The organism is Polymorphospora sp. A560 (assembly GCF_045781765.1).
Classification (GTDB): domain Bacteria; phylum Actinomycetota; class Actinomycetes; order Mycobacteriales; family Micromonosporaceae; genus Polymorphospora; species Polymorphospora lycopeni.
On sequence record NZ_CP122282.1, the window covers coordinates 1808976 to 1824989 of the forward strand.

Genomic DNA, 16014 nt, shown 5'->3' on the forward strand with positions numbered 1-16014 from the left:
CCGGCCGACCTGCCGTCCGGCCCGTCCCCGGCGTCCGGTTAGCTATTTGGAGGGCCAGTTCGCCGATTCCCTGGCGCACCATCCGTCACACCAGTCATCATGTGTGCAGCACCGACTGGTGATCGAGGTCGTAGGGGAAGACGCACCTCGCTCTCCGGGAGGTCACCGTGCCAACGCGTGGCGTCGTATACGTCCACTCGACCCCCCTCGCCGTGTGCCCACACGTCGAGTGGGCGATCGCGCGCGTCCTCACCGCGCCGGTCAACCTGCACTGGACGACCCAACCGGTCGATCCCTCCGCCAGACGGGCGGAGTGCAGTTGGACCGGACGGCCGGGGACGGGCGCAGAGTTGGCTGCTGCCCTCCGGCAGTGGCCGATGATCCGCTTCGAGATCACCGAGGAACCGAGCGCCGGGGTCGACGGCGAACGGTTCATGTACGTACCGGGCCGGGGACTCTTCCGCGCCGCCATGGGCGCCGCGGGAGACACCCAGCTCGGCGAAGACCGGCTCCGGGCGATCATGGCGGCCGCCCGGGCGCCGGAAGCACTGGCGCACGCCCTGGAGAAGGCGCTCGGCACACACTGGGACGCCGAACTGGAGCCCTACCGCTACGCGGGGGACGGGGCTCCGGTGACGCTGCTCACCCGGGTCGGCTGACCGCTTCCTCCCTGTCATGACCGCGCCGGCCGGTTCGGCCGCCCGGGACGTCCCGTCCCGGCGGTCGGCCGGCCGGTCCTGCGACATGCGCCGATTTGCCGGGCCGGGGCGGCGGCTGGTGGGATGGCGGCGTGTCGAATCCCCGGTGGCGGACCGCCGTCGCGCTCACCGTCCTGACCGCGCTGACCCTCGCCGGCTGTGGCGCCGACCCCGGCCCGCCCGCCGAACCGGAGCGGTCACCCAGCAGCACCCCCGCCCCGGCGGCGACCCCGTCACCGGACGACCCCGCCGCGCTGGCGGCCGCCGCCGTGGTCGCCACCCTGGGTGACGAGGACCTCGCCGGCCAGGTCCTGATGCCCTACGCGTACGGCAACTCGGCGACGAAGGTGACGGCCGGCTCGGCCGCCGGCAACCAGAAGCTGGCCGGCGTCGACACCCCGGCGCAGATGGTCGAGAAATACCGTCTCGGCGGGCTGATCCTGGTCGGCTTCTCCGCCGACGACCCCACCGGCGGCAACCAGCCCACCACCAACGTCGAGAACCCGAAGCAGGTCCACGACCTGACCGCCGGGCTGCAGAAGGCGGCGGCCGGGCTGCCCGCCGGCAAGGCACCGGCCGGCGGACCCGCCGCACCGCTGCTGATCGGCACCGACCAGGAGTACGGCGCCGTCACCCGGATCCGGACCGGGGTCACCCAACTGCCGACCGCGATGGCGTTCGGCGCGGCCGGCGACGCGGGCCTGACCGAGTCCGCCTGGCACGTCGCCGGCGCCGAACTGGCCGCCCTCGGCGTCAACGTCGACTTCGCGCCGGTCGCCGACGTACTCGGCGCCTCGGACAGCGTGGTCATCGGCTCGCGGTCGTACGGCTCCGACCCGAAGGCCGCGGCGGTCCAGGTCGGCGGCGCGGTCCGCGGGCTGCAGCGCGCGGGCGTCGCGGCGACCCTCAAGCACTTTCCCGGGCACGGCCACACCGCCGCCGACTCGCACACCGACCTGCCGGCGCTGAACCAGGACCGGGCCGCGCTCGACGCCGACGACCTGCCGCCGTTCAGGGCCGGGATCGACGCCGGCGCCTGGCTGGTGATGTCCGGCCACCTCGACGTGCGGTCGATCGACCCCGGCACCGCGGCCACCTTCTCCCGCAAGGTGCTGACCGACCTGCTCCGCGGCGAACTCGGGTTCACCGGAGTGGTCGTCACCGACGGCATGAACATGGCGCCGGCCCAGAAGTGGCCGGCCGGCGAGGCCGCCGTCCGGGCGATCAACGCCGGCAACGACCTGCTGCTGATGCCGCCGGACGTGACGGCCGCCCACGCCGGGCTGCTCGCCGCCCTGCGTGACGGCTCGCTGCCCCGGGAGCGGCTGGTCGAGGCGGCCACCCGGGTGCTCACCCTGAAGTTCCGCCTCGCCGGGCAGGCCCGGCCCGAGATGTCGACCGTCGGCAGCACCGCGCACGCCGAGGCGGTCGGCAAGCTCAGCGCCGCGGCGATCACCCAACTGCGCGGCGCCTGCGCGACCCCGCCCGTACGCGGGCCGATCACCGTGTCGTCGTCGGGCGGCCGGGACGGCACCCGCGCCGCGCTCACCGAGGCGCTGCGGGCCAACGGCGTCAAGGTCGTCGACAGCGGAGGCACCGTCGTGCACCTCGTCGGGTACGGCGACGGGGCCGGCGACCTGCGGGCCGACGCCGACGTCACGGTCGGCATGGACACGCCGTACCTGCTCGGCAAGGCGAAGTCCGGGGTGCTGATCGCGACGTACTCGTCGAGCCGGCTGTCGATGACCGCGCTGGCGCGGGTGCTGGCCGGCAAGGCGGGCAGCCCGGGCCGCTCGCCGGTCGAGGTCGCCGGGCTACCCCGGACGTCCTGCCGGTAGCCGGACCCGCCTACCGGCGGGGCGCCGGGGAAACGCCAAGATCCGCGTGATCAGGGGCTGGTCACCGCGGCGCGCCGGCGACACGCGGGACGTACTCCCTGATCACGCGGATCTTGGGGTGGGGCTGGGTGGGTCTCAGACCCGGGTGAAGACCAGGGCCACGTTGTGGCCGCCGAAGCCGAACGAGTTGTTCAGGGCGGCCGGGATGTCCAGGTGGCGGGCCTTGTTCGCGGCCACGTCGAGGCTGAGGTCGTCGTCCGGGTCGTCGAGGTTGATCGTCGGCGGGACGATGCTGTCGCGGATGGCCAGGATGGTGGCGATCGACTCCAGCGCGCCGGCGGCACCGAGAAGGTGGCCGGACATCGACTTGGTGGCGGTCAGCACCGGGTGGTCGCCCAGCGCGAGCCGCAGCGCGGCGATCTCGGCCATGTCCCCGACCGGCGTCGAGGTGGCGTGGGCGTTGACGTGCACGATGTCGCTCTTCGCGACACCGGAGTCGGCCAGCGCCTTCGTGATCGCCCGTACCGCGCCCGAACCCGCCGGGTCCGGCTGCACGATGTCGTAGCCGTCCGACGTGATGCCGGAGCCGGCCAGCCGGGCGTAGACGCGGGCGCCGCGGGCGGCGGCGTGGTCGGCCCGTTCGAGTACGAGCGCACCGGCGCCCTCACCGAGGACGAAGCCGTCCCGGGCCTTGTCCCACGGCCGGGAGGCGCGTTCCGGGTCGTCGTTGCGGGTCGACATGGCCCGCATCGAGGCGAACCCGGCGATCGGCATCGGGTGGATGACGGCCTCGGTGCCACCGGCCAGCACCACGTCGGCCCGGCCGGCCCGGATCAGGTCCAGGCCGAGCGCGACCGCCTCCGCGCCGGTCGCGCAGGCGCTGGCGACCGAGTGCACCCCGGCCTTGGCACCCAGTTCGAGACCGACCCAGGCGGCCGGTCCGTTGGGCATCAGCATCGGAATGGTGTGCGGGGACACCCGCCGCGGACCGGAGGCCTCCAGGATGTCGTCCTGGGCGAGCAGGGTCTGCGCCCCGCCGATCCCGGAGCCGACACTCACGGCCAGCCGCTCGGGGTCGAGACCCGAGTCGACCAGTCCGGCGTCGGCCCACGCCTGGTGCGCGGCGATCAACGCGATCGCCTCGGACCGGTCGAGCCGGCGGAGCCGGACCCGGTCGAGGACCTCGGCCGGGTCGACGGCGAGTTCGGCCGCGATGCGGACCGGAAGCTGGGCGGCCCACTCCTGGGTGAGCGCGCCCACCCCGGAGCGGCCGGCGAGCATGGCCTCCCAGGTCGACGCGACGTCCCCGCCCAGCGGGGTCGTCGCGCCCAGCCCGGTGACGACGACGTCGGTACGACTCATGTCAGGACTGCGCCTCGATGTACGCGACCGCGTCACCCACGGTCTTGAGGTTCTGCACCTCGTTGTCGGGGATCTTGACGCCGAACTTCTCCTCGGCGGCGACGACGACCTCGACCATGGACAGCGAGTCGACGTCCAGGTCGTCGGTGAACGACTTTTCCGCGGTCACGTCGTCCGGGTTCACGCCGGCGACCTCTTCGAGGATCTCGGCGAGACCGGCGGTGATTTCGTCACGGGTGGGCATCTTCGGTGTCTTCCTCTCGATGGGTGGGTCGTTTCCGGTCAGGCGCCGCTACGGACAGCGGACGACCTGCCCGGCGTAGGTGAGGCCGCCGCCGAACCCGAAGAGCAGGACCGGGGCGCCCGAGGGCACCTCCCGGCGCTCGACCAGCTTCGACAGGGCCAGCGGCACGCTGGCCGCGGAGGTGTTGCCGGACTCCACGATGTCCTTGGCGATCAGGGCCTGGGGCATCCCGAGCCGCTTGGCGATGCCCTCGATGATCCGGGCGTTGGCCTGGTGCGGCACGAACGCGGCGATCTCCTCGGGGGCCACCCCGGCCCGCTCGCACGCCTTGAGGGCCATCGGGGCCAGCGCCGTGGTCGCCCAGCGGAAGACGGCCTGGCCCTCCTGCTGGATGTACGGCCGCCAGCCCTCGATGCGTACGGCGTCGCTCTTCTCCGGCACCGAGCCCCACACGACCGGGCCGATCCTCGACGGCTCGTCCGGGCCGGTGGCGCTGACCACGGCCGCGCCCGCCGCGTCGCCGAAGATGATGCAGGTCGAGCGGTCGGTCCAGTCGACCATGTCGGACAGCTTCTCGGCCCCGATCACGATCGCGTTGCGGGCCGCCCCGGCGCTCAGCGCGTGGTCGACGGTGGCCAGCGCGTAGGAGAAGCCGGAGCAGGCGGTGTTGATGTCGTACGCGCCCGGGGCGCTGATGCCGAGCCGGGCGGCGACCCGGCAGGCGACGTTGGGGCTGCGGTCGATCGCGGTGCAGGTGGCGACCACGACGAGGTCGATGTCGGCGGCGCTGAGGCCCGAGTTGGCCAGCGCCTTGCCGGCGGCGGCGGTCGCCATGTCGGCGACCGACTCACCGTCGGCGATGCGCCGGGTGACGATGCCGACCCGGTCGCGGATCCACTCGTCGTTGGTGTCGACCATCCGGGCCAGGTCGTCGTTTGTCAGTACCCGGGACGGCTGGTAGTGCCCGAGGGAGACGATGCGTGATCCCATGCTTGGCTACCTCTCCTTCGCGCCGGAGATCCGGGCGTACGGGGCGCTCACAGGTGCCCGCCGAGGCGGGCGAGGGGCTGGCCGGGCGCGACCGGGTCGTTGTGGGCGGCCAGCCATTCGGTGAGTACGCCGGAGCCGTGCGCCGCCACGTCGACCGGACCCTGCCGGGTCGCGATGTGGCCGATGAGTTCGCCAGCGCCGATGCTGTCGCCCTCGGTGAGTCGGGGGGCCGGCTCGAACGTTCCGGCGCCGGGGGAGACCACGACCCGGAACCGGGAGGCCGGTTCGTGGCTCGGGGCCGTGCCGTGCCGGGCGATCAGGTCCCGGGCCGCCGGCAGGTCGTCGGGTGTCCGGAGGGTGACGAACTCGGGCAGGCCCGAGTCCTTCAGCTCCCGCTTGATCAGGTTGGTCAGCGCGCCGGCCGGGGGCAGCTCGATCACCGCGGTCACGCCGAGGTCGACCAGCGTACGCATGCACAGGTCCCAGCGCACCGGCGCGGTGACCTGGCGGACCAGGCGCTGCAGCATCTCCCGGCCGTGGGGCACGGGGGCGCCGTCGACGTTGGAGAGCAGGATCCGGGCCGGGTCGGCCGGCGTGATGCCGGCGGCGACCACGCCGAGCGCCCGTTCGGCGGTCGCCATGTAGGGGGTGTGGAACGCGCCGGCCACCTGCAGCGGCATCACCCGGGCCCCGGCCGGCTTCTCGGCGGTGAACTTCGCCAGCTTCTCGGCCGCCCCGGCGGCGACGATCTGACCGGCGCCGTTGTGGTTGGCGGCGTGCAGGCCGTACGACTCGATCGCGGCGAGCACCTCGGCCGGCTCGCCGCCGAGCACGGCGGCCATCCCGGTCGGTTCGAGACCGCAGGCGGCGGCCATCTCGCGGCCGCGTACGGCGGCCAGGGTGATCGCGGCCTCGGCGGGCAGCACCCCGGCGAGCGCGGCGGCGCCCAGTTCGCCGACGCTGTGGCCCGCGGTGAGCGCGACGTCGTGCATCGGCAGGTGCTCGCCGGCGAGCAGGGCGGCGGCGACCAGCAGCGGCTGGGTGCGGGCGGTGTCCTTGATCTCGTCGGCGTCCGCCTCGGTGCCGAGGTGTACGAGGTCGACGCCGGCCAGGGCGGACCACCACCGCAGCCGTGACTCGGCGCCGGGCAGCTCGAGCCACGGGGTGAGGAAGCCGGGCTTCTGGGAGCCTTGGCCGGGAGCGATTACGGCGAGCACGTCTAAGACTCTCCTGGATACCAGCGGGTCACGTGGTTGCCGCGACCGACCAATCCGCACTACGACCTTTGTGGGATGTCTACAACAATCGACGGGGCGGCGATGCTTTATGGGCGGATTGCCGTAAATGTGGGTACCGGCCGCCCCGGGTGGCGTCGTCAGCCGGCGGGAGACACGACCGGCGGTGCCGGGTCCAGCCGGCCGATCGTGAGGGCCACCCGCAGGGTGAACGTGTCCCGGGCCGACAGCGGTGAGAACCCGGTCACGTCACCCACCCGCCGCAGCCGGTAGCGGACCGTGTTCGGGTGCACGAACAGCGCGCGGGCGGCGCTCTCCAGCACCCCACCGGCGGCGAAGAACGCGTCCAGCGTCTCCATCAGCTCGCCACCGGCGCGGACCAGTGGCGCGTACACGTCCTGGCGCAGGGTTCGCCGGGCCTCGCCGTCGCCGGCCAGCGCGCGTTCGGGCAGCAGTTCCACGGCGGCCACCGGGCGCGGTGCCGCCGGCCACGCCGGCGCCGCCCGGAACCCGGCGAGCGCCGCCCGCGCCGAGTCGGTCGCCTCCTCCAGGCGCGGCACCGCCGGTCCCACCACCACCGGCCCGCCGCCGAACCCGGCCAGCATCTTCGTCGCGGCCGCCATCGGGTCCGCCGCCCCGCCGAGCACGACCACCAGCCGGTCACCGTGCACCCCGCCGATGATCTCCACGCCGATCCGGCGGGCCGCCCGGTAGATGGTGTGCAGCACGGCCGCCACCTCGCCGCCCGGCGACCGGCCCACCGCCACCGCGACCGGCTGCGCGTCCCCCCATCCCAGGGCAGCCGCCCGGCTGGCCAGCACGTCCGCGGAGTCGCCCCGCAGCAGCGCGTCGACCAGCAGCGCCTGCAACCGGGCATCCCAGGCGGTCCGTGACTCGGCGGCCCGCGCGTAGACCCGGGCGGCGGCGAACGCGATCTCGCGGGAGAACTTCAGCACCGCCTCCCGCAGCAACCGCTCCTCGCCGCTGGCGGCCAGGTGCGGCACCTGCTCCTCCACCACGTCGATCATCACCTTGATCAGCGCGACGGTCTGTTGCAGGCTGATCGACCGGGCCAGGGCCAGTGGCGCCGCCGCGAACACCTCGTCGGACACCTCGGTCGGGCTGCCCAGCGCCGCGCCACCCTGGCGCAGCCACTCCACGAGCGACCGCACCCCGGTCTGCGCGACCAGCATCACCCAGGCCCGCTGGTCGGCCGGCAGCTCCCGGAACCAGGGCAGGGTCTCGTCCATCCGGGACACGCTCGCCGTCGCCAGCGCGCCCGCCGACCGCTCGATCCGGCGCAGGGTGTCGGCCAGCTCACCGCCGGCCAGCTCGACCGGCACCTGGTCCGTGCCGGTGGCCGGTCCGGGCTCCGCGCCCGGCACCTTCGCCCGGGCGGCCTCCCCGCCCGGCGCCCGGCCGGACGCACGACGCTTCGCCCGCGCCGGCCCGGCACCCTCGGTCACCACCGCCCCAGCCTGCCATGCGGCGCCGCGCCGCCGGAAACGCGGGCGCGTGTCACGATGCTGGGATGATCGCCCGCCCGCACCCTGCCGTGCCGCTGCTCGCGCTGGCCGCGTTCACCGTCCTGCTGGCGCTGGTGACCGGCGGGTGGGCGCCGCTCGACCACCTCGACACCGCGGTCGCCGACGCGCTGCGCCGCCACGGGGCCGGCAACCCCGACCTGGTCGCGGTGGTGCGGGTGGCGACCGACGTCGCCGCCACGTTGCCGTACCTGGCCGCCGGCGTCGTGGTCACCGTCGTCCTCGCGGTACGCCGGGACCGGGTACGCGCCGTCTTCTGCGCCGCCGTCACCGTCGTCGTGCCGGTGCTGTGGGCCCTGATGCACTGGCTGCTGCACCACCCGCGCCCGCCGGACGCCTTCGTGGAGATCGACAGCAACGGCTTCCCGAGCGGGCACACCAGCAACGCGGCGGCGGCCGCGCTCGCCGCCGTACTGCTGCTCTGGCCCCGGCAGGGGCGGACCGCGCGGACCGTGACGGTGCTGCTGGCGGTGACGTTCGCCCTGTACGTCGGCATCACCCGGCTCGTCCTGCTCGCCCACTGGCCGGCCGACGTGCTCGGCGGCTGGCTGCTCGCCCTCGGCGTGGTGCCGCTGCTCGCGCGGGCGGCCGTCGCCGGCCGTCCGGCGGCCGCCCGCGGCACCGGCCGGGAGGTCCGCTCAGGGAGCCGGTAGGCGCAGCTCCTGGGCGAGGATCGCGGCCTGCACCCGGCTGCGCAGGCCGAGCTTGGTCAGGATCCGGCTGACGTGGGTCTTCGTGGTGCTCTCCGCCATCGCCAGCCGATCGGCGACCTGCTGGTTCGACAGGCCCAGGCCGAGGCAGGCCAGCACGTCGACCTCCCGCGCGGTCAGCCCGGCCAGCACCCGCCGGTCCGGCGGCGCGCCCCCGGTCGCGGCGAAGGCGGTGATCAGCCGCCGGGTCACCGCCGGGGCGAGGACGCCCTCGCCCCGGGCCACCGTACGCACCGACTCGACCAGCCCGGCGGCGTCGGTGTTCTTCAGCAGGAAGCCGCTGGCACCGGCCCGCAGCGCGCCGTAGACGTACTCGTCGAGGTCGAACGTGGTGAGCACCAGCACGTCGGCCAGCCCGGCCCCGACGATCTCGGCCGTCGCCCAGAGCCCGTCCCGGCCGGGCATCCGCAGGTCGAGCAGGGCCACGTCGGGGCGTACGGCCCGGCACAACTCGACCGCCTCCGCGCCGTCGGCGGCCTCGCCGACCACCGTGATGTCGGGTGCCGCGTCGAGGATCAGGACCAGGCCGGCGCGCACGGCGGGCTGGTCGTCGGCGACCACCAGGCGGATCGTCACGCCGTCTCCCCACCGGTCGGCAGCTCGGCGCGGACCAGCCAGGTCGGGCCGTGCCGGCCGGCGTCGAAGCGCCCGCGCAGCAGTTCGGCGCGTTCGCGCATGCCCACCAGCCCGGCCCCGGCGCCCAGCGCCGCACCCCGGCCGGCCACCTCGGGCAGCGGATTGCTGACCACCAGCCGGACCAGGCCGGGGTCGTAGCCGACCGTCACCGCCGCCCGGCCGGCGCCGTGCTTCAGCGCGTTGGTCAGCGACTCCTGCACGATCCGGTACGCGGCCAGGTCGACGTTGGCGGGCAGTGGCCGGACCGTCCCGGTGGTCTCCAGGCGCACGTCCAGCCCGGCGCCGCGCGCCTGGGCGATGAGCCGGTCCACCCCGGCCAGCCCCGGCTCGACGGTCCGGGACAGCGCCGGCGTCTCCGGCCCGGCGGCGGCCGGTTCCCGCAGCAGGTCGATCATCCGTCGCATCTCGGCCAGCCCCTGCACACTGTTCTCCCTGATCACCTGTAGGGCCTGCTCGACCCTGGGCCGTTCCAGCCCGGGTACGGACAGCACGGCCGTGGAGTGGATCGCGACCGCGCTGAGGTGGTTGGCGACCACGTCGTGCAGTTCCCTGGCCATCCGGGTGCGTTCGGCGGTGATCGCCTGGCGGCGGTCGAGTTCGGCGAGCCGGGCGGCCTTCTCGGCCCGGTCACGTTCGGCGGTGGCCTGGTCGCGGTACTGCCGTACGGTCAGCCCGGTCAGCACCGGCAGGGTGCCGGCCAGCACGGCCGGGATGCCGGCGGCGACCCCGGTCCAGGAACCGACCACGACCAGACCGGCGACCGCGAGCCCCACCGCCAGCGCGCTGGTGATCCACAGCAGCCAGCGCCACAGTCGCGGCGGCCCGTAGACGACGGCGTCGTAGAGCACCTGGGTGTAGACCAGGATGGTGGCCAGCGACACGCCGAGGAGCACGTCGGCGACCGTGCCGGCGGTGCCCACCGCCAGGCCGGCCCGCGGCGCCACCCGACGTAACGCGACCCCGGCGCAGGTCACCGCCAGCGTCACCGAGAACAGGAACCGGATCTCGGCGGGCGCCGGTGAGATCTCCCGGTAGGCGCCGGTGGCCACGATCAGCAGGCCGCCGACCAGGTACAGGCCGGCCAGCGCGAGGTCCCGCCCCAGCGTCCCGCGTCCCGCGCCGAGCAGTCCGGTCACCGTCCGATCACATCACAGCCGGTGCCCCGCCGGCTCCACCCGGCCGACGACGCGGGTGGCGGCGGCGTCCGTCGAAGGATGTACGCCTCCCCCCTTCGATGTATCCGCATCTCGCCGCCAGTGCTGACGTCCACCGCCCGGCCGTCCACGACGCTGGAAGTCGGCCGGACTGTTCGGGGAGGGGTGGCGGCTGTGGTGCTCGCGGTGATCGTGGCGTGTGAGATCGGCTTCTGGGTGGTGCTGGGCGCCGGGCTGGTGGCCCGCTACCTGTTGCGGATGCGCCGGCTCGGGGCGGCGCTGCTGGTCTGCGTACCGCTGGTCGACGTGGTGCTGCTGGTGGCGACCGTGATCGACCTGCGGGGTGGGGCCACGGCGACCTTCGTCCACGGGCTGGCCGCGGCGTACCTCGGGTTCTCGGTCGCTTTCGGGCACTCGATGGTGCGCTGGGCCGACCAGCGGTTCGCGCACCGGTTCGCCGGTGGCCCGCCGCCGTGGAAGCCGCCGAAGGGCGGGCCGGCGCGGGTCAGGTACGAATGGCGTGAATGGGGCAAGGCTGTCTTGGCCTGGGCGATCGCCTGCGCACTGCTCGGCGGCGGCATCCTGCTCGTCGGCGACTTCGCCCGGACCGGGGAACTGGCTGCCTGGGTGGCCCGCCTCACCGCCGTAATCGTGATCTGGCTGCTCGCCTACCCGGTCTGGACAACGATTTCCCATCGATCAGCCGCCGAGTGAGTTTCGCCTCAGTCTCGATGTCACCGACTTCTAGTAGCGTCCAGGGACCGGCCGATGCCGGTCGGGCCCGCGCCACAACCGGCAGCGTAGGCCCGGTATGGACGGCCGCGTCCCACGAGGACGCGCGGGGTTTGGTGAGGAGATCGAGATGGCGCAAGGGGAGGCCGGAAACGGTTGCGCCGACGAAGAGGTCTCCCGGCTGGTCGACCCCCCGGAGGCGGACGCCGCGCCCGGCGGGGCCGGGGCGGGCCGCTGGGTGTGCGGGGTCGGCCCCCACCAACTCGGCCCGCCGGTCCTCGACGACGACGTCGAAGCCGACGAAGACACCGACCCCGTCCCCGACCGGCAGCTCGACGGCTCCACCGTCCTGCCCCGCGGCACCCTGCCCAGCACCTGCCGGACCGACCTGCACGGCTGGGCCGGCGCCCACCGGCACGGCGCCGTCCGCCCGACCCGGCGCAAGAACCGCCGGCAGCGGCCCCCGCGCCGGTGGTGCTGACCGGCGCCCGCCGCCCCGTCAGTCCCGTACCCCGAGGGTGTCGGCCGGTCGCAGCGCCAGCCGCAGCCCGAGCGTCCCGTACGTCGCCACCAGCCAGATCGCGCTCGCGAAGGTGAACGCCACCGTCCCGGCGAGGTTCTTGAACGGGATCATGACCGGCAGCCACAGCGCGGCCAGCAGCAGGTGCCAGCGCAGGAAGCCGGTCCAGCGGCCCACCCGGGCGACGGCGGCGCCCATCACGATCGTCGACAACTGCGACAGCGGCCAGCACATGTCCAGCACCAGCATCCAACCCGGCTCGACCCCCTGCTCCGGATAGACGAACGCGAAGACCGACCAGAGCATCGCCGGCGCCAGCAGGGCCAGCACGACGATCGGGAACGCCCGGCCCTTGCGCGGACCGGTCGCCCGGGTCGCCAGCACGACCAGGGTCAGGGCCGCCACCCCGCACAGGAAGACCATGCTGGTGGCGTTCTCCAGCGGCTGGACGTCCTGGTCCATCTGGTCGCCGGCGACCAGCGTGCCGACCGCCCAGGCGACCGCGCCGGCGGTGAGGGCGATCCCGGCCGCCCGGATCCGGGGGACCAGCCGGTGCCGGTCGGCGGCCGGCCGGGGGGCGCCGGGTTCGACCCGGGCCCGTTCGATGTGCACACTCATCGTGACTCCTTCGGTTCGATTCGACTGCCGACGCTGACGATCCGCGTCGACCGTCCCGGGCAGCCAGGTAGTGCCGGCCCGATCCGGTCCCGTGATCACGGCCGTTCGCGCGTACGGGTGTCCCGGGGGTGACGGGACACCGGCCCCCGAGACAGCGGGACACCCCACCGGGCAACCTGTACCGGTGGGAGCTGACCTACGGACGAAGGCACCGGCGGCACCGGAGCGTCCGGCGGGGGAGACGGGCGCCGCCGGAGCCGCCACCGACCGGTGGCTGGCGTACGTCGTGTTCGGGCTCGCCGCCCTGTGCGGCGTACTGACCGTGGCCAGCTTCTGGTGCGACCTGGTCGAACCCGACCTGCCCCGGCCCGGCCCGCTGGACTTCACCGCCTGGTCGTCCACCCTGCCCGGTTTGGCGTTCGCGCTGTCCGGTGCGCTGATCGCGGCCCGGGTGCCCCGGCACCGGATGACCTGGATCCTCACCGGCGGCGGGCTGATCGCCTGCCTGGACGGCTTCGCCGCGACGTACGCGGCCCTGTCCGTCCTCGCCCACGACGGCGGGCTGCCGCTGACCGGCCCGGCGGTGTACGTCGGCGCCCGCTTCGGGCCGATGATCAATCTGGTCGTACCGCTGGTCCTGCTGTTCTTTCCGGACGGTCGGCTGCCGTCGCCCCGCTGGCGGCTGCCGGCGGCGCTGTCGCTGGCCGGCACCGGCACGGCCGTGCTGCTGATGCTCACCGTGCCGTGGGACCTCGTCTCCGGCGGCGAACCAGTCCCGCCCGGCCTGGCCGGGGTGTCCCTCGACCCCGTCACGCCGCCGCTGCCGGCCGGGTTCTGGGCGTCCGCCCAGTACCTCATCCCGGCCTCGCTCCTGGTCAGCCTGGTCGTACCGGTCGCCGCCTTCGCCCGGCGGTTCGGCCAATCGGACCCCGAGCGGCGGGCCCAGTTGCGGTGGATGCTGCTCGCCGGCAGCCTGAGCCTGCCGCTGCTGCCGGTCGCGTTCGTCCTCGGCGGCCAGTTCATCGGCAGCGCGATGTTCGCGCTCTCCATGGTCGCCGTCAGCGCCGCGGTCGCCGTCGCGGTGACCCGCTACCGGCTCTACGACGTCGACGCACTGCTCGGCTGGACCCTGCTCTACGGCCCGCTCGCCGCCGTCATCGTCGCCGTCGACATCGCCGTCTTCGTCGGCGTCGGCACGCTCGTCGACGACCCGGTCGCCGCCGTCGTCGCCGCCGGCTTCGTCGCGGTCCTCTACGGGCCGCTGCGCGCCAGGATGCAGCGCCTGGTCACCCGGCTGCTGCGGGGCCGCGGCGAGCCGTACGACGTCGTCTCCGTCCTGGCCCGGCGGCTGGAGGAGTCCAGCGGGCCGGACGAGCAACTGCTCGCCGTCGCGCGTACGGTCTCCACCGCCTTCCGGTCCCCGTACGTCCGGGTCGAACTGGACCGGGCCGACGGGCGGACGGTCGTCGCCGGGTACGGCACGCCCCGCGACGACGTGGTGGTGCTGCCGTTCGCCTACCGGGGGGTGCCGATCGGGCGGCTCACCCTGCTGGCCCGGCCCGGCAACCGGCTCTCCGACGCCGACCAGCGGCTGCTCGCCGACGTCGTACGGCAGGCCGGCGCGGCGGCCCGGGCGACCGCGCTCACCGAGGAACTGCAGCGCAGCCGGGAGGCGCTGGTGACCGGGGTCGCCGAGGAACGCCGCCGGCTGCGCCGGGACCTGCACGACGGGCTCGGCCCGGCGCTCGCCGCGGCCGCCCTGAAGATCGAGGCGGCCCGCAACGTGGCCCGGCGGGACGCCGCCGGGGCCGACGGCATCCTGACCCAGGTCGCCGGCGACCTGACCGCGGTGCTCGGTGACGTCCGCCGGCTCGTGCACGACCTGCGGCCACCCGCCCTGGACCAGTTCGGACTCGTCGGCGCGGTCGAGCAGGTGGCCGCCCGGTTCCGTGGCGGACCGCTGGACGTCACCGTCACCACCTCGGGCGATCTGTCGGCGCTGCCGGCGGCGGTCGAGGTCGCCGCGTACCGGATCGTCGGCGAGGCGCTGGCGAACGTGTCCCGGCACGCGGCCGCCACCCACTGCACGGTCGAGCTGGCGGCCGGTGACCGTACGCTGCGCGTCGAGATCGCCGACGACGGCCGCGGCGCCGCCCCCGACGCGCTGGTCGGGGTGGGGCTGCTCGGGATGCGGGAGCGCGCCGAGGAACTCGGCGGCGCGTGTACGGTGACGCGTCGTCCTTCCGGAGGAACACTGGTCAGTGCCATGATCCCTTACGGCCGGTCCGCGACCGACGGGGCCGCCGCTGAGGCTTGAGGGAGTTAGCCGGGATGACGCTCCGGGTGCTGGTGGCCGACGACCACCCCGTCTACCGTGACGGGCTACGGATGATGCTGACCTCCACCGGCACCGTCGACGTCGTCGGCGCCGCCGCCGACGGGATCGAGGCGGTCGAGCTGGCCGCCGAGCTGCGTCCCGACGTCGTGGTGATGGATCTCCAGATGCCCCGGCTCGACGGGATCGAGGCGACCCGCCGGGTGCTCGCCGACGCGCCGGCGACCGGCGTGCTCGTGCTGACCATGCACGACGGTGACGAGAGCGTCTTCGCCGCCATGCTCGCCGGCGCCCGCGGCTATCTGCTCAAGGGGGCCAACCAGGACGAGATCCTGCGGGCGATCACCGCGGTCGCCGGCGGGGAGGTCATCTTCGGCCCGGCCCTGGCCGCCCGGGTGACCAGCTACTTTGCCACCCTGGCCACCGTCAGCCGGGCCGACGCCGACCCGTTTCCGCAGCTCACCGCGAGGGAACGGGAGGTGCTGGGGCTGATCGCCGGCGGCCTGTCGAACCGGCAGATCGCCGACCGGCTCTTCCTGTCACCCAAGACGGTCCGCAACAACGTCTCGAACGTCTTCACCAAGCTCCAGGTGGCGGACCGGGCGCAGGCGATCGTCCGGGCCCGGGAGGCCGGGCTGGGCCGGTGACCGACCGGGCCCGCTACCGGGCCGACGCACCGGGGCGGGGCGTCACCTGGTGCGGCCCCGTTACCTGGTGCGGCGGCGGACCAGCAGGGCGATGCCGGCCAGGCCCAGGGTGATCACCACCACCACGGCGGCGTTCATCAGCAGCACCTCCCGCAGGTCGGCGAACATCTCGTCGAGATCGTCGCCGGGACGCAGCGCGTCCTCCGGGATCGCCCGCTCGCCACCGCCGATCCCGGCACTGACCGCGTCGTGCTGCTCCGGCAGCGGGGCGCCGGCCACCCGCAGCGCCTCCGGCATGCTGAGCCGGCCGAAGAACCACGCCTCGGCGGTCTTGCGCTTGTCGGGCTGCTTGGCCGGACGGAAGGCCCGCGGGCCGCCGCCGGCCAGCGGGTAGAGGTCGTACGTCTCCGTCGCCCGGTCCTCGATGGACACGACCAGGACGTATTTCGGGCCGAGCGTCTCGGGCTTCGGGGCGGCGGCGTGCCAGGCCCGGTCGAGCCAGTTGACCTGGTCCATGACCGCGGTGAAGATCTCCGGCTGCTGCTCGGCGACCACCACGAGCGGTTCGGCGAGATCGTCGCCGCTGATCGTCACCGACGTCGGTGCCGGCGGCACCTCGGGGGCGGCGTGCGCCGCCGGGGCGCCGGGCAGCGCGAGCAGGCCCACGGCGACCAGCGCGACCCCGACAATGATTCGACGGCCCACCCCACGGATCACGACCGACCTCCTCGCCCCGTATCGATGGATGGTC

16 protein-coding genes are annotated in these 16014 nt (G+C 74.5%); 7 read left to right on the forward strand and 9 right to left on the reverse strand.

What is annotated here, in order from left to right; genetic code table 11:
• Window positions 1–167: 167 nt before the first annotated feature.
• Together QCD66_RS08300 and QCD66_RS08305 are read left to right on the forward strand one after the other, a co-directional pair.
• A complete protein-coding gene (locus tag QCD66_RS08300; protein ID WP_364209454.1) occupies window positions 168–659 on the forward strand; it encodes a DUF3145 domain-containing protein in 492 nt (163 codons plus the stop codon).
• A gap of 131 nt (window positions 660–790) precedes the next feature.
• Window positions 791–2536 (forward strand): glycoside hydrolase family 3 protein, encoded by a 1746-nt coding sequence (locus QCD66_RS08305; protein WP_375734760.1) that lies wholly within the window; start codon window positions 791–793, stop codon window positions 2534–2536.
• A 135-nt stretch (window positions 2537–2671) separates the two neighbouring features.
• Here QCD66_RS08305 and fabF read toward each other — a convergent pair whose 3' ends face one another.
• The 5 genes from fabF to QCD66_RS08330 form a co-directional block, all read right to left on the reverse strand.
• Entirely contained in the window at window positions 2672–3898 is a 1227-nt protein-coding gene (gene fabF / locus QCD66_RS08310; RefSeq protein WP_364209460.1) for a beta-ketoacyl-ACP synthase II, read from the reverse strand.
• Between the two features lies 1 nt (window position 3899).
• On the reverse strand, window positions 3900–4142 hold the full coding sequence (locus QCD66_RS08315) for an acyl carrier protein (protein WP_357543824.1): 243 nt from the start codon (window positions 4140–4142) through the stop codon (window positions 3900–3902).
• Window positions 4143–4190: 48 nt separating this feature from the next.
• Window positions 4191–5132 (reverse strand): beta-ketoacyl-ACP synthase III, encoded by a 942-nt coding sequence (locus QCD66_RS08320; protein WP_357543825.1) that lies wholly within the window; start codon window positions 5130–5132, stop codon window positions 4191–4193.
• A 47-nt stretch (window positions 5133–5179) separates the two neighbouring features.
• A complete protein-coding gene (locus QCD66_RS08325; RefSeq protein WP_375734759.1) occupies window positions 5180–6349 on the reverse strand; it encodes an acyltransferase domain-containing protein in 1170 nt (389 codons plus the stop codon).
• 158 nt (window positions 6350–6507) lie between these two features.
• A complete protein-coding gene (locus QCD66_RS08330) occupies window positions 6508–7836 on the reverse strand; it encodes a PucR family transcriptional regulator (protein ID WP_375734758.1) in 1329 nt (442 codons plus the stop codon).
• Between the two features lie 62 nt (window positions 7837–7898).
• Here QCD66_RS08330 and QCD66_RS08335 point away from each other — a divergent pair, with 62 nt between their 5' ends.
• On the forward strand, window positions 7899–8564 hold the full coding sequence (locus tag QCD66_RS08335) for a phosphatase PAP2 family protein (RefSeq protein ID WP_375734757.1): 666 nt from the start codon (window positions 7899–7901) through the stop codon (window positions 8562–8564).
• Here the strand turns inward: QCD66_RS08335 and QCD66_RS08340 are convergent.
• Entirely contained in the window at window positions 8550–9197 is a 648-nt protein-coding gene (locus QCD66_RS08340) for a response regulator transcription factor (RefSeq protein ID WP_364209471.1), read from the reverse strand. The two genes, QCD66_RS08335 and QCD66_RS08340, sit on opposite strands and share 15 nt — an antisense overlap.
• Window positions 9194–10393, reverse strand: coding sequence for a sensor histidine kinase (locus QCD66_RS08345; RefSeq protein WP_375734756.1), 1200 nt, complete (start codon window positions 10391–10393; stop codon window positions 9194–9196). The genes QCD66_RS08340 and QCD66_RS08345 overlap by 4 nt, the downstream gene beginning before the upstream one ends.
• Before the next feature lie 192 nt (window positions 10394–10585).
• Here QCD66_RS08345 and QCD66_RS08350 point away from each other — a divergent pair, with 192 nt between their 5' ends.
• Together QCD66_RS08350 and QCD66_RS08355 are read left to right on the forward strand one after the other, a co-directional pair.
• Window positions 10586–11125, forward strand: a complete 540-nt coding sequence (locus tag QCD66_RS08350) for a hypothetical protein (protein WP_364209477.1) — start codon at window positions 10586–10588, stop codon at window positions 11123–11125.
• 148 nt (window positions 11126–11273) lie between these two features.
• Entirely contained in the window at window positions 11274–11624 is a 351-nt protein-coding gene (locus QCD66_RS08355) for a hypothetical protein (RefSeq protein WP_364209480.1), read from the forward strand.
• A gap of 18 nt (window positions 11625–11642) precedes the next feature.
• Here QCD66_RS08355 and QCD66_RS08360 read toward each other — a convergent pair whose 3' ends face one another.
• A complete protein-coding gene (locus tag QCD66_RS08360) occupies window positions 11643–12281 on the reverse strand; it encodes a hypothetical protein (protein WP_375734755.1) in 639 nt (212 codons plus the stop codon).
• Between the two features lie 184 nt (window positions 12282–12465).
• Here QCD66_RS08360 and QCD66_RS08365 point away from each other — a divergent pair, with 184 nt between their 5' ends.
• Together QCD66_RS08365 and QCD66_RS08370 are read left to right on the forward strand one after the other, a co-directional pair.
• Entirely contained in the window at window positions 12466–14598 is a 2133-nt protein-coding gene (locus QCD66_RS08365; protein ID WP_375734754.1) for a histidine kinase, read from the forward strand.
• Between the two features lie 14 nt (window positions 14599–14612).
• Window positions 14613–15263, forward strand: a complete 651-nt coding sequence (locus QCD66_RS08370) for a response regulator (protein WP_375734753.1) — start codon at window positions 14613–14615, stop codon at window positions 15261–15263.
• A 60-nt stretch (window positions 15264–15323) separates the two neighbouring features.
• Here the strand turns inward: QCD66_RS08370 and QCD66_RS08375 are convergent, their stop codons facing one another.
• A complete protein-coding gene (locus QCD66_RS08375) occupies window positions 15324–15980 on the reverse strand; it encodes a hypothetical protein (protein ID WP_375734752.1) in 657 nt (218 codons plus the stop codon).
• Between the last annotated feature and the right edge of the window lie 34 nt (window positions 15981–16014).